Origin of the sequence: Pseudomonas sp. 51_B (assembly GCF_017491595.1) — a bacterium.
GTDB lineage: Bacteria > Pseudomonadota > Gammaproteobacteria > Pseudomonadales > Pseudomonadaceae > Aquipseudomonas > Aquipseudomonas promysalinigenes.
Genome location: NZ_JAFGYW010000013.1, coordinates 50765 through 64444 on the forward strand (window position 1 = coordinate 50765; position 13680 = coordinate 64444).

At 60.4% G+C, this 13680-nt stretch carries 13 protein-coding genes; 9 read left to right on the forward strand and 4 right to left on the reverse strand.

Translation table 11 applies throughout. The annotated features are described in order from the left end of the window. Positions 1-41: 41 nt before the first annotated feature. A complete protein-coding gene (locus J5M56_RS15360) occupies positions 42-941 on the reverse strand; it encodes a hypothetical protein (RefSeq protein WP_186477676.1) in 900 nt (299 codons plus the stop codon). A 214-nt stretch (positions 942-1155) separates the two neighbouring features. Here J5M56_RS15360 and J5M56_RS15365 point away from each other — a divergent pair, with 214 nt between their 5' ends. The 4 genes from J5M56_RS15365 to J5M56_RS15380 all read left to right on the forward strand — a co-directional run bounded on the left by J5M56_RS15365 (position 1156) and on the right by J5M56_RS15380 (position 4929). Further along, positions 1156-1956, forward strand: a complete 801-nt coding sequence (locus J5M56_RS15365; RefSeq protein WP_186477675.1) for a nuclear transport factor 2 family protein — start codon at positions 1156-1158, stop codon at positions 1954-1956. A gap of 62 nt (positions 1957-2018) precedes the next feature. Further along, positions 2019-3425, forward strand: coding sequence for an FAD-dependent oxidoreductase (locus J5M56_RS15370; RefSeq protein ID WP_207937252.1), 1407 nt, complete (start codon positions 2019-2021; stop codon positions 3423-3425). A 31-nt stretch (positions 3426-3456) separates the two neighbouring features. Further along, the gene (locus J5M56_RS15375; RefSeq protein WP_060480513.1) at positions 3457-3798 is read left to right on the forward strand and encodes a cupin domain-containing protein; all 342 of its coding nucleotides are present in this window, start codon (positions 3457-3459) and stop codon (positions 3796-3798) included. 51 nt (positions 3799-3849) lie between these two features. Then, a complete protein-coding gene (locus J5M56_RS15380; RefSeq protein ID WP_060480512.1) occupies positions 3850-4929 on the forward strand; it encodes a polyamine ABC transporter substrate-binding protein in 1080 nt (359 codons plus the stop codon). A gap of 118 nt (positions 4930-5047) precedes the next feature. On the opposite strand, the gene J5M56_RS15385 is transcribed toward J5M56_RS15380, so the two are convergent. After that, complete coding sequence (locus J5M56_RS15385) at positions 5048-6631, reverse strand: peptide chain release factor 3 (protein WP_186477672.1); 1584 nt, start codon at positions 6629-6631, stop codon at positions 5048-5050. A gap of 107 nt (positions 6632-6738) precedes the next feature. Then, positions 6739-7308, reverse strand: coding sequence for a hypothetical protein (locus tag J5M56_RS15390; RefSeq protein WP_207937253.1), 570 nt, complete (start codon positions 7306-7308; stop codon positions 6739-6741). A gap of 363 nt (positions 7309-7671) precedes the next feature. On the opposite strand from J5M56_RS15390, the gene J5M56_RS15395 reads away from it, so the two are divergent. From J5M56_RS15395 to J5M56_RS15415, 5 genes are all read left to right on the forward strand, one after another. Beyond that, positions 7672-8385, forward strand: a complete 714-nt coding sequence (locus J5M56_RS15395) for an ABC transporter permease (protein WP_207937254.1) — start codon at positions 7672-7674, stop codon at positions 8383-8385. Between the two features lie 13 nt (positions 8386-8398). Continuing rightward, on the forward strand, positions 8399-9313 hold the full coding sequence (locus tag J5M56_RS15400; protein ID WP_060480508.1) for a glycine betaine ABC transporter substrate-binding protein: 915 nt from the start codon (positions 8399-8401) through the stop codon (positions 9311-9313). Further along, positions 9310-9963 carry an ABC transporter permease gene (locus J5M56_RS15405; protein ID WP_060480507.1) on the forward strand — a complete coding sequence of 218 codons (654 nt, stop codon included), beginning with the start codon at positions 9310-9312 and terminating at the stop codon, positions 9961-9963. Before J5M56_RS15400 ends, J5M56_RS15405 begins: the two co-directional genes overlap by 4 nt. Continuing rightward, positions 9960-11117, forward strand: a complete 1158-nt coding sequence (locus tag J5M56_RS15410; RefSeq protein ID WP_186477668.1) for an ABC transporter ATP-binding protein — start codon at positions 9960-9962, stop codon at positions 11115-11117. Before J5M56_RS15405 ends, J5M56_RS15410 begins: the two co-directional genes overlap by 4 nt. A gap of 488 nt (positions 11118-11605) precedes the next feature. Further along, positions 11606-12769, forward strand: coding sequence for a type III PLP-dependent enzyme (locus J5M56_RS15415; protein WP_060480505.1), 1164 nt, complete (start codon positions 11606-11608; stop codon positions 12767-12769). A 152-nt stretch (positions 12770-12921) separates the two neighbouring features. Here J5M56_RS15415 and J5M56_RS15420 read toward each other — a convergent pair whose 3' ends face one another. After that, the gene (locus J5M56_RS15420) at positions 12922-13680 is read right to left on the reverse strand and encodes a tetratricopeptide repeat protein (protein WP_060479429.1); all 759 of its coding nucleotides are present in this window, start codon (positions 13678-13680) and stop codon (positions 12922-12924) included.

Consider the following 13680-nt stretch of genomic DNA (forward strand, 5'->3'; position numbering starts at 1 on the left):
AGCATCCATAGCAGTATCGAGCGCATGTCAGTTCTCCTTGCTTATCGTTGAATGGTGCGATGAGCGACGTATTCGCCTTCCATCCACTGCACGTGATCACGGCGACGGCCGCCATAAAGGGCTGCCAGGCTGGCGAAGAACGCCCCGCACAGCAGTGCTACGAAGGTCCACAGGGCGGTCCAGGCGGCAACTTTGGCAGCGGTATCTGCCGCTTGCTTGGCCTTCATTTTGAGCTCTTGCACCTGAGCGATCACCTGGTCCACACGTGCCTCAGCTTCCGGCTGAGTAAGGCGAGTACGCTGAGCTACCAATTGAGCAAGGTAGGTGCGGTCTTCTGGGGTCAGAGCACCGTCACCGGCCACGCCTTTGGCCAGAATGCGGGCGGCCACGCCATTGGCGGCGTCTTCGCTGACTGGCGCAGGGCCGTCACCGCGGAACAGGCTGTCGACGAAGTAGCCCATCGAATCTTTGTCAGCATTGGCAGCGGCGGCGCCACCTGCGGCAGCGGTCATGCCTACCGCTTGGGAGGCAGCACTGGCACCAGCACCCACCAGATTACCGGCGGTACCCAGTACCAACATCGCAGCTACCAGCGTCGAGACTGCCCACGCCAGAAAACCATGTGCCGTGTCGCGGAAGTACACTTCATCGCCATGCAGGTTCGCCCACTTGGCCCGCAGACGCCCCGCCATGTAGCCACCAAGGCCAGAGGCGATGATCTGGGTCAGCAGCAACCAGACAATCGTAGAGATGCCCAATGCTTTGGCGCTGGCACCTTCGTCGGCCCAGGGTGAAGTGGCTGCAAAGCCCAGCCCCGCACCCAATACAACCAGGATCAGGGACAACGCGGCGGCAGCAGCAGCGCCTGCGAAAATCGCAGCCCAGGAAACACCTGAGCGGCTTTGCGTATCGACAACTGAGTAATCGGCAGAGGGGATCATGATGTGGTCGCCTATGTATGTTGTTAGCGAGAATTCCATTCGCGCAATAACAGTTGCAGGCGCTGTGCCACTCTTTACAAAAAGTTACCCTCTTTAAAATCAATGAGTTATAAAAACCTTTGAATAATTGACCGTGCAAAATGCGCGAGTGGGTGTTCGTCATCAGGTGTTCTGCAATATTCTGGCGGCGATACAGGCAAGGCATGAACGGCCGATGACACTTCAAGATGGCCCCACCCAGACTCCTATCACCGCCGAGATCGTGCTGCGCTACCACCTGTGCTGGAAGCATCGCGACCTGGAAGGTGTGCTCGCGCTGTATCACCCTGACGTCCAGTACCACGACTTTTTTCAGAACCGTGTACTGGGGTATCGCGAGCTGCGTGACTATGTGCGCGCCAGCCTGCCACACGAAGCCGGCGAAGACATCGTCCATAGCGACCGCATTCGTGTGGACGGTTGCACTGCCTTCATTCAGTACCAGGTCACGGTGCAGGGCGGCGATGGCCTGGTGGCGTTTCAGTCCAGCGAGGCGATCACCGTCAAGGATGGGTTGATCTGGCAGGTAAATGAATACGCCACTCTGGTACGTCAGCACGGCAACGGCCCGGCCAGCTGCGGCCCTCGCCCAGCCACTAGCCGCCTGGGGCTCTCGCCCCGTCAGTTGTCGACCATGGCCCAAGACCTGGAGCACTACTTCCAGCGCCAACGCCCTTACCTTGACCCAGAGCTGGACCTGCAACAAGTCGCCGATGCCAGCGGCTACAGCCGCAACCAGATCTCGTACTTGCTCAATCAGGTGCTGGGGCAAAGCTTCTACCGCTACGTCAACCAGGCACGCCTGCAGCATCTGATGGCGCGCTTGAATGAGGGCAGCGCCGTGGCGACCATCGACGAGCTGGCGTTCAATGCCGGTTTCAATTCGCTTTCGGCATTCTATAAATGCTTCCGCGAACACACAGGCCTCACCCCAAAAGCTTACTTGAAGCAAAATTCTCTGCGTGCACGCACGTAAGACAGGCGCCAGCCGCCCCTACTAGCATCGCCACAGACTTGTACGAATGTGGAGCAAAACCGATGCAATCGCTGCGCACGCTCAGCCTGTGGATGGACCAGCTTGACGAGCCTTTGTGCGCGCGCCCGGCCCTGCGCCAGGACCTGGATGTAGATGTTTGCATCATCGGTGCCGGCTACACCGGCCTGTGGACCGCCTACTATCTCAAACGCCAGGCCCCGCACCTGAACATTGCCGTGATCGAAGCCAACATTGCAGGTTTCGGCGCCTCGGGGCGCAATGGCGGCTGGCTGATGGGCAATTTGCTGGGCGAAGACCGTCTGCTGGGTACCGTCTCGGCGCAGCATCGCCGCGCCAGCATCGATTTGCTCCACGGCATCCCCGATGAAGTACACAGCGTGCTGCAGCGCGAAGGCATCGACTGTGATTACCGTAAAGCTGGGGTGCTGTACTGTGCAGCGCGCTACCCTGAGCAGGAGCGCAGCCTGCGTGCCTACCTCGATGACCTGTATCGCCAAGGCATGACCGAGCAAGACTACTGCTGGCTACGCCCTGAGCAGTTGGACGCGCAACTGCGTATCAGCAATGCCTACGGCGCTATCTACAGCCCGCATACCGCGACCATTCAACCGGCCAAGCTGGTGCGTGGCCTGGCCCGGGCCGTGGAAAGGCTCGGGGTGACGATCTACGAGAACACCCCGGCCATTGACTGGCAGCCGGGTGAAGTTCGCTCGCACTTGGCCCGCATCCGCTGCCAGTGGGTGGTGCCGGCGGTCGAAGGGTACGCCGCCAGCCTGCCGCCGCTAGGCAAACACCAGTTGCCGGTGCAGAGCCTGCTGGTGGCCACAGAACCCCTACCAGAATCCATTTGGGACCAGATCGGCCTGGCCCAGGGGCAGGCTTTCAGCGAGAGCAGCCGCCAAGTGACCTACGGCCAGCGCACCGCCGACAACCGCCTGGTGTTTGGCGCTCGGGGTGGCTACCGCTTTGGCGGCCGCCTGCGGGAGAATTTCAACCTCCAGCCAGATGAAATCGAACTGCGTCGTTATCTGTTCGGTGAGCTGTTCCCACAACTACGGCACGTGCGCATCACCCATACATGGGGCGGCAACCTGGGCATGGCGCGGCGTTTTCATCCGCACATGTTGTGCGATCGCCAGCGCGGCATCGCCTTGTCAGGCGGCTATGGCGGCGAAGGGCTCGGCGCCACCAACCTCGGTGGCCGCACCCTGGCGGCTTTGATCCTCAATCAGCATAACCAACTGACTGCCCAGCCCTGGGTGCTCGACAACCGCCCGCTGTCCAGCTTGGCCAGCTGGCCGCCCGAGCCCTGCCGCTGGCTGGGGTACAACGCGATCATCAAAAGCTTCGTCCACGAGGATCGGACCCTCGCCAACCCCGCCAGCGCGCCTTGGAGGCGGCGCCTGGCCAGCTCGCTCGCGGACTTCATGGAAGGCTTCATGCACTGACTACCCTTTCTCGACACAGGATCCACCGGTCATGAGCATCACCCAGTTCAAACACACAGACAGTGCCGTGCTCGAAAGCTGCAACCCCGTTGCGGTGCCGCTTGGCGACACCGTGGCCGTGACATCGGTCACCTGCGTGGAACGCAGCGACGGCGTGGAAACCGGCATCTGGGAGTGCACCCCAGGGCGCTGGCGTCGGCAGATCGTGCAACAGGAGTTCTGCCACTTCATCAAAGGCCGCTGCACCTTCACCCCAGACGGTGGCGAGCCCCTGGTCATAGAAGCCGGAGATGCACTGATGCTACCGGCCAACAGCACTGGCACCTGGGATATCCAGGAGACCGTGCGCAAGACCTACGTCCTGATTTTCTGATCCGCTGATCGCCTGCCTTCGATAACAACAGACAAAGCAAGGTAACCCGATATGCGTACGCTTCTGATCGCCCCACTGATGCTGGCCGCCAGCGTGGCCAGTGCCGCCGAAACCGTGAAGATCTACAACTGGTCCAGCTACGTGGCGCCCGATACGTTGAAGAACTTCCAACAAGCCACTGGCATCGTGCCAACTTATGACGTCTACGACAGCAACGAAACCCTCGACGGCAAGCTGATGACCGGCAACTCCGGCTACGATGTGGTATTCCCCTCCAACCACTTCATGGCCCGGCAGATCCAAGGCAAAGCGCTCAAGCGCCTGGACAAGTCGCAGCTGCCCAACTGGCAGAACCTCAACCCGGTGCTGCTCAAGGCGCTAGAGGTCAATGACCCTGGCAATCAGTATGGTTTTCCGTACCTGTGGGGCAGCACCGGCATTGGCTACAACATCGACAAGGTCAAGGCGGTGCTGGGCGACAACGCCCCAGTGGATTCCTGGGACCTGATCTTCAAGCCTGAGTACATGAGCAAGCTTAAAAGCTGTGGTGTAGCGGTGCTGGACAATGGCCCTGAACTGCTGCCGATCGCCCTTCACTACCTTGGGCTGCCGCACCATAGCAAGAACCCGGCCGACTATGACAAAGCCAAGGCGCTGCTGATGCAGGTGCGACCCTATATCAGCTATTTCCACTCGTCCAAATACACAGGCGACCTGGCAAATGGCGATATCTGCGTGGTGGTGGGTTTCTCGGGCGATGTGCTGCAGGCCAAGAACCGCGCCGAAGAGGCGAAGAACGGGGTGAAGGTGGGTTACTCGATCCCTAAGGAGGGTGCGCCCATGTGGTTCGACATGGTCGCCATGCCGGCCGATGCCCCGGATGAGAAGGCGGGGTACGCCTACATGAATTACCTGTTGCAGCCGCAAGTGATGGCCAACATCAGTAACTACGTGCAGTACGCCAACGGCAACCTCAAGGCCGATGGCCTGGTGGACCCGGCGATGAAGGGCAATAGCATGATCTACCCGAGTGAGGAGGTGATGGGCAAGCTGTATGCCCTTGAGGCGATGCCAGCGAAGATCGACCGCATTCGCACGCGGATCTGGACCAGCATCAAGGCTGGTAACTGATCAACTTTAGGAAACTGGTCATCAGTGGGGCGGGTTAACCTACAAATGCGTCGGTGAGTTCACCCTCGCAATTGCAGGTTGACCCGCGCCTACAGCGGGTCTGGATAGACCTTGGTAATCAGTGGTGCTCGCGGGTCGCGCGGAACTTGATGTCTGGCCAGCGCTCTTCCATCAGCGACAGGTTGACGCGGGTCGGCGCCAGATAGGTCAGGTGGCCGCCACCATCGATGGCCAGGTTTTCCATGGCCTTGTTCTGGAATTCCTCAAGCTTCTTCTTATCATCGCAAGCGATCCAGCGGGCCGACCACACGGTGATCGGCTCGTAGGCGCATTCAACCTTGTACTCTTCCTTCAGGCGGCTGGCGACCACGTCGAACTGCAGCACACCGACTGCACCGAGAATGATGTCGTTGCTGCGCTCGGGGAAGAACACCTGGGTCGCGCCCTCTTCCGCCAACTGTTGCAAGCCCTGACGCAGCTGTTTGGATTTCAGAGGGTCCTTCAGGCGCACCCGGCGGAACAGCTCTGGGGCGAAGTGAGGGATACCGGTGAAGCCCAGCGCTTCGCCTTCGGTGAACGTATCGCCAATCTGAATGGTGCCGTGGTTGTGCAGGCCAATGATGTCGCCGGCGTAGGCCTCTTCCAGTTGCTCACGCTCGGAGCTGAAGAAGGTCAGTGCATCGCCGATGCGCAGGTCTTTGTTCAGACGTACATGGCGCATCTTCATGCCCTTCTCGTACTTGCCCGAGCAAATGCGCATGAAGGCGATGCGGTCGCGGTGCTTGGGGTCCATGTTCGCCTGGATCTTGAACACGAAACCTGTGAACTTCTCTTCAACGGGCTCGACGGTGCGCTCATGGGCGACACGACCCAACGGGCGAGGCGCCCAATCGACTACAGCGTCCAGCACATGGTCGACACCGAAGTTACCCAATGCCGTACCGAAGAATACCGGGGTCAGCTGGCCGTCGATGAACTCTTGCTGGTTGAACTCGTGGCAGGCTCCCTGCACCAGCTCCAGTTGTTCGACGAACGATTCGTACTGATCGCCCAGGTGCGCGCGGGCCTCGTCGGAGTCCAGCTTCTCGATGATCTTGGCTTCGGTACGTTCATGGCCATGGCCTGGGGTGTAGACCACGATGTAGTCCCCGGTCAGGTGATACACGCCTTTGAAGTCGCGGTAGCAGCCGATAGGCCAGGTGATCGGCGCGGCCTTGATCTTAAGAACCGCCTCGATCTCGTCGAGCAGTTCGATCGGGTCACGGATGTCCCGGTCGAGTTTGTTGATGAAGCTGACGATCGGCGTGTCGCGCAGGCGGCAAACGTCCATCAGGGCAATGGTTCGTGGCTCAACGCCTTTACCACCGTCGAGCACCATCAGTGCCGAGTCCACTGCAGTCAGAGTGCGGTAGGTGTCCTCGGAGAAGTCTTCATGGCCGGGGGTGTCGAGCAGGTTGATCATGTGCTCGCGGTACGGGAACTGCATCACCGAGGTGGTGATGGAGATGCCGCGCTGTTTCTCCATTTCCATCCAGTCGGAGGTAGCGTGGCGGTCGGACTTGCGCGACTTCACGGTACCGGCGACGGCAATGGCCTTGCCCATCAGCAGCAGCTTCTCGGTGATGGTGGTCTTACCGGCGTCGGGGTGGGAAATGATTGCGAAAGTGCGGCGCTTCGCGACTTCGGCGGCCTGGTTGGTCATGGGAAATCGCCTGACTGAGGATCGAAAAGGGGCAGTATCATACCCGAATCCGCAGGCAGACCAAAGCACCGGCGCGCCGCCTGTTGAGGCGACACACCGGTTGCGGATCAGTGGTCGTCCAGCAACTCTTCACCGATGTCGGTGATTTCAAGCCGCAGGTCCAGCACCGGCCCACCGTGGGAAACCGCGTACGCCATCCACTGGTCAGCCACCTCGGTACGGCCGTAGCCACAAAGGGCAAGGTTGGTTGGCGTCCAGATCTGCGCTTCGATGTGCTGGCCTGGCGCCAAGTCATCGCCAACACTGACGAATTCATCATCCTGCAGGGTCATGACGCTCCACAGGCGGTCAGTGGCGGTTGGCTCCTTGTAGAGCTTGGCGTAGCCGTTATTGGTCAGTTCAAGGTTGCGCACCTTGGTGTTGAAATCCCGCCCGGTGCGACGGCTCCACGACTGAATGTCGTAGTAACGCATGCCGTGCTCGTCTTCCATGCAGCGAAACCAAAGGCGATGCGGCTCACGCCCCGCCACAGGCGTGATGATCATGTAGTCGTCGGCCGTGAAGGCAGCTCGTCCTTCCTTTTCGGCCAATTTGGCGAAATTCAGATACCCCTCAAGCGTCGGGGTGATACAGGCGACATGCGCCACGAACGATCTGTCATACACATGATTGAACATTTTCAGCTCCTGTAAGCGACTTAAATCAGGTTTTTCAACCGCTTGTCGGCATAGCCGACACCCTTGATTTGAAAGGCCTGGGGCGCTGCGAAGCAGTGGGAATATTTGTGCGGGAAGGAAATCGGCGCTGGCCAAATGCCGCCTCAAATGGGAACCTTTGCGCCCACGGAGACGTCCATTCCCCTGCAACCCGCTTCGCTTGGGGACTGGTTTCATCAGCATTTTCGGGCCCGACGGGGTTCGGCTCATGGCTTGAACGCAGCCTTCGGTTGCCTCTTGCTGCTATTCGCGAACACACCACCCGCCGCCAGCATCGGCCGGCATCAAAGAAGTGTGCTCGCCGACAAAACAAGGAGTCCGCCTGTGGCTAAACGCTACGGAAAAGGGCTGTTGGGATGCGCCACCGTGCTCATCATCCTGGCCCTGCTGGTCCACTGGATCGGCATCGATACGATCGTGCGATATCGCGACGATCTTCAGTTCTACCTGCAAGCGCATCTGGTCCTGGTGCTGGCTTCGATGGCGGCGGCGCTGGCCGTGGGCATCCCCGCCGGCATTGCCTTGAGTCGACCGCACCGGGTCGACAAAGCCGAGCGCTTCATGCAGTTCTTCAACGTAGGCAACACCATCCCCCCGCTGGCCGTACTGGCCATTGCTCTGAGTATCCTCGGCATCGGTGCCGGGCCTGCGATCTTCGCGCTGTTCCTCGCCTCCCTCCTGCCCATCGTGCGCAACACCTACGAGGGCCTCAAGAACGTCCCCGCCTCACTCAAGGAAGCCGCCACCGGCATCGGCATGACACCGCGCCAGCAGCTCTGGCAAGTGGAACTACCTAATGCTGTGCCGATCATCGTCGGCGGTGTGCGGGTGGCCTTGGCGCTGAACGTCGGTACCGCGCCCCTGGCGTTTCTGATCGGTGCCAACAGCCTTGGTAGCCTGATCTTCCCCGGCATCGCCCTGAACAACCAGCCACAACTGTTGCTGGGTGCAGCCTGCACCGCGCTGCTGGCCCTGATTCTGGATGCGGCAGTGAGTTTTGCCAGCAAGCGCTGGCTGGAACGCGGCCTGGCTGGTTAACGAGAGGGAAACCATGAAGAAGAAAATCGCCTTGCTGCTGGGCGCGGCACTGCTGTTCGCAGGTTTTGCCCAGGCAGCGGAGAAACCGCTGATTCGCATCGGCGCGCGGGTGTTCACCGAGCAGACCGTGCTTGCCGAAATCACCGCGCAATACCTGCGTGCCAACGGCTTCGACGTACACGTCACCAACGGCCTTGGCAGTAGCCTGGCACGCCAGGCACAGGAGACCGGGCAGCTCGATCTGATGTGGGAATACACCGGTGTTTCGCTGGTGTCCTACAACCACATCGAAGAACGCATGCCCAGTGCAGAGGCCACCTACGCCAAGGTCAAGGCGCTGGATGCGAAGAAGGACCTGATCTGGTTGACGCCGTCGAAGTTCAGCAATACCTACGCTTTGGGCCTGCCCAAAGAGGTGGCTGAGGCTTACCCACAGGTCAACACCATCAGCGACCTCAACCAGGTACTGCGTGATGAAAGCGACCGCAACCACTTGGTTGCCCTGGACACCGAATTCGCCAACCGGCCGGATGGCCTCGTGGGCCTCAAGCAGATGTACGACCTGCAAGTGGGGCGCGCCAATATCCGCCAGATGGATGCCGGCCTGGTCTATACCGCGATGCACAACAACCAGGTGTTCGCAGGCTTGGTGTACACCACTGACGGCCGCCTGAGCGCCTTCAAGATCAAGCTGCTCGAAGACGACAAGCACTACTTCCCCGATTACACCGCCGCCCCGGTGGTGCGCAAACAGATCATCGACGCCAACCCGAAACTGGTGGCGCTGCTCAAGCCACTGGCCGAACAGCTCGATGACGAAACCATGCGTCAGCTCAACGCCAAGGTCGATGTCCAGCACCAGAGCCCGACCAGCGTGGCCGCTGCCTTCCTGCGCGAGCACCCCTTGAACAGCGAGGTCCAGCCATGAACCTGTTTGACACGTTCGCCCATCTTGACTGGGCCTTGGTGCTGCAGCTGACCTGGCAGCACATCATGCTGGTGGGCGTGGCGGTGGGCCTTGCGATTATCGTCGGGGTGCCGCTGGGCATTCTGATGACCCGCTTCCCGGTGGTCGCCGGCCCTTTGCAAGCCAGTGCCACGGTGCTGCTGACCATCCCGTCGATCGCGCTGTTTGGCTTGCTGCTGCCGTTCTACTCCAAGTTCGGCCAAGGGCTCGGCCCACTGCCCGCGATCACCGCAGTGTTTCTTTATTCGCTGCTGCCGATCCTGCGCAACACCTACCTCGCCCTGACCAACGTCGAGCCCGGTATCCGTGAGGCGGCGCGGGGGATCGGCATGACCTTCGGCCAGCGCCTGCGCATGGTCGAGCTGCCCATCGCCGTGCCCGTGATCCTCGCCGGCGTGCGCACCGCCGTGGTGATGAACATCGGCGTCATGACCATCGCCGCCACCATTGGCGCCGGCGGCCTGGGGGTGCTCATTCTCACCTCAATCAGCCGCAGCGACATGTCGATGCTGCTGGTCGGCGCTGTGCTGGTCAGCCTGCTGGCGATCATCGCCGACCTGCTCCTGCAAACCCTGCAACGTGCCCTGACTCCAGAAGGACTGCGCTCATGATCGAACTGAAGAACCTCAGCAAAACCTTCAACGTCAACGGCAAGGACGTCAAAGCCGTCGACGCGGTAAGCCTCACCGTCAATGAAGGCGAAATCTGCGTGTTCCTCGGCCCATCGGGCTGCGGCAAGAGCACCACGTTGAAGATGATCAACCGCCTGATCACGCCCACCTCCGGGCAGGTGTTCATCAATGGCGAAGACACCAGCGCGCTGGACGAAGTGACCCTGCGCCGGCACATCGGCTACGTGATCCAGCAAATCGGCCTGTTCCCCAACATGACCATCGAGGAGAACATCACCGTGGTCCCGCGGCTGCTCGGCTGGGACAAGCAAAAGTGCCGTGAGCGCGCCCGTGAGCTGATGCACATGATCAAGCTAGAACCCAAGCAGTACCTGCAGCGCTATCCGCGCGAACTTTCCGGTGGCCAGCAGCAGCGCATCGGGGTGATCCGCGCGCTGGCAGCCGAAGCACCGGTATTGCTGATGGACGAGCCGTTCGGCGCAGTCGACCCGATTAACCGCGAGATGATCCAGAACGAGTTCTTCGAAATGCAGCGGGCGCTGAACAAGACCGTGATCATGGTCAGCCACGACATTGACGAGGCGATCAAGCTCGGCGACAAGATCGCCATTTTCCGCGCCGGTAAATTGCTCCAGCTCGACCACCCGGATACCCTGCTGGCGCACCCTGTGGATGATTTCGTGAGCAACTTCGTCGGCCAGGACAGCACCCTCAAGCGCCTGCTGCTGGTGCGCGCCGAAGATGCCGCAGACAACGCGCCATCGGTCAGCCCGCAAACCCCGGTCAATGATGCCCTGGAGCTGCTCGATGAGCATGACCGTCGTTATGTGGTGGTGACCGACGGGCAGAACAAGGCACTGGGTTACGTACGCCGCCGCGACATGCACCGCCAGCAAGGCACCTGCGGCGACTTCCTGCGCCCGTTCAACGCCACTGCATCGCACGACGAGCATCTGCGTATCCTGCTGTCGCGGATGTACGAGTTCAACCGTGCCTGGTTGCCGGTGCTGGACGCTGAGCAGGTATTCCTTGGCGAGGTCACACAGGAGTCGATTGCCGCTTACCTGAGCTCCGGGCGCTCACGTGGGGCGAAGACCAGCATTGTTTCGCCTGCCGAGGTCGCAGCTTCCTGACGGCATCATCCAGGCTTAGATGGCAGTGATTCTCATGGACGAGCACTGTCCGCCTGTCGGTAACAAAAAATTTATGAGTCATTTTCTGCACGCCGGTCCCAGAAAACCGTGGCCATAAATATGAACACCAAAGCCTCCTCCCCGTGTGCTGTCGCTCCCGGCCGCACCGGCAAAACCCTGTAGGAGCGGGTTAACCCGCGAAGGTGCCAACTCGCTCCATTCCACAATTTTTTACGCTTGAAAGTGCCAGGGGAACATCAGCTGGTCATGCGAGTCGGTTATTCAGTGGGAAGGGTGCCGTTCCACGACGATCACGCCCGGATTGCCTGTTGATTCTGCATTCTTCACGCCCTAAAGTGCGCGCCGAACGTCCATGCTGGAAACGATCCATCCGGCTCAAGTACTGAGTAGGCGAACCAAAGTGGGGATACGGAGGACGTTCAGTTGCAGCCACTTATTCTTTCAGTTTGCCCATGGAGTCCCTGAGCATGTCGATCCAGGTCGAAGACTATTTCGCACGTGACACCTTCCAGAAAATGAAGGCGTTCGCCGACAAGCAGGAAACCCCGTTCGTACTCATCGATACCCAGATGATCAGCCAGGCCTACGACGACCTGCGCGCAGGTTTCGAATTCGCCAAGGTGTACTACGCGGTCAAGGCCAACCCCGCCGTCGAGATCATCGACCTGCTCAAAGAAAAAGGCTCGAGCTTCGACATCGCCTCGATCTACGAGCTGGACAAAGTGATGAGCCGTGGCGTCAGTGCCGACCGGATCAGCTACGGCAACACCATCAAGAAATCCAAGGACATTCGCTACTTCTACGAGAAGGGTGTGCGCCTGTACGCCACCGACTCGGAAGCGGACCTGCGCAACATCGCCAAAGCCGCGCCGGGCTCTAAGGTCTACGTGCGCATCCTTACCGAAGGCTCGACCACGGCCGACTGGCCGCTGTCGCGCAAATTCGGCTGCCAGACCGACATGGCCATGGACCTGCTGATCCTCGCCCGTGATTTGGGCCTGGTGCCTTACGGCATTTCCTTCCACGTAGGCTCCCAGCAGCGCGACATCAGCGTGTGGGATGCGGCCATCGCCAAGGTCAAGGTGATCTTCGAGCGCCTGAAGGAAGAAGACGGCATCGAGCTTAAGCTGATCAACATGGGTGGCGGCTTCCCGGCCAACTACATCACCCGCACCAACAGCCTCGAAACCTATGCCGAAGAGATCATCCGCTTCCTGAAGGAAGACTTTGGTGACGACCTGCCGGAGATCATCCTTGAGCCTGGCCGTTCGCTGATTGCCAACGCCGGCATCCTGGTCAGTGAAGTGGTGCTGGTGGCACGCAAATCGCGCACCGCCGTCGAGCGCTGGATCTACACCGATGTGGGCAAGTTCTCCGGCCTGATCGAAACCATGGACGAAGCCATCAAGTTCCCGATCTGGACCGAGAAGAAAGGCGAAGCCGAAGAAGTGGTCATCGCCGGCCCGACCTGTGACAGCGCCGACATCATGTACGAGAACTACAAATACGGCCTGCCGCTGAACCTGGCCATTGGTGACCGCCTGTACTGGCTGTCGACCGGTGCCTACACGACCAGCTACAGCGCAGTTGAATTCAACGGCTTCCCGCCGCTGAAGGCTTACTACCTGTAAAGCCAAACGGGGCCTGATGGCTAATGCCATTCAGTTGAGGCTGATGCTTTGAGCGTTCGGCCATAGGCCGCAAAATCCGATACCGGTGATCTGGTGTCGGATTTTTTCGGCTTGGTTTGAGCCTTTTGGTGGCAGTGAGATCGAGCGCCGCCTTACAACGTGCTGCGCTCGACCTGCTGCAACCGCTCGGCATAGCGGGCTGCGTAAGACGTCAACATCGGCCCCGCGCCCTGCAAGGTCACCAAGGCACTGCGCAGAAAATTCAGGTTGCCCTCCAACCGCGCCCGTTCCAGCCAGGTCCCAGCCTCGGCCAACTCGCCACGCTCGGCCAACACCATGGCCAGGCTGAACATGCCGCGAAAATCCCCCGCCTCAGCCGACCGCCGATACCAGCGCACCGCCCGTGCCGGGCTTGGCGCGGTGGCGATGCCATGCTCCAAATAGCGCCCATAGAGGTTCATCGACTTGGCATGGCCCAACAGCGCGGCCTTCTCGTAACAGATCAGCGCCTGGGCTTGATTGACCGGCAGCCCACGCCCAGTCGCGAGCATGTTGCCAAGGTTATAGAGGCCCCAATCGAGCCCTGCATCGGCGGCCTGCGCATAATGAATGGCCGCTAGTGCATCATTCACCTCGCCTCCCCAGCCCTGCTCGTGGCAACGACCGAGCATGTTATGCGCCATGGCATTGCCGCCCTGAGCTGCAATGGCGAACCAGCGCCGGGCCACACGTGCATCCTGCTCGATGCCAAGGCCATCGAGCAGGATTTGCCCAAGCAGCAACTGAGCCTCGACCATGCCCTGCCCCGCTGCCGCCAGAATTGCCTGGGCCGCCTTGCCAGGACTGTGTTGGAGCATCGCCTGCAGGCCGGCAGCATCCACCACTTCTTCACGCCGTAACTGATAGGACAC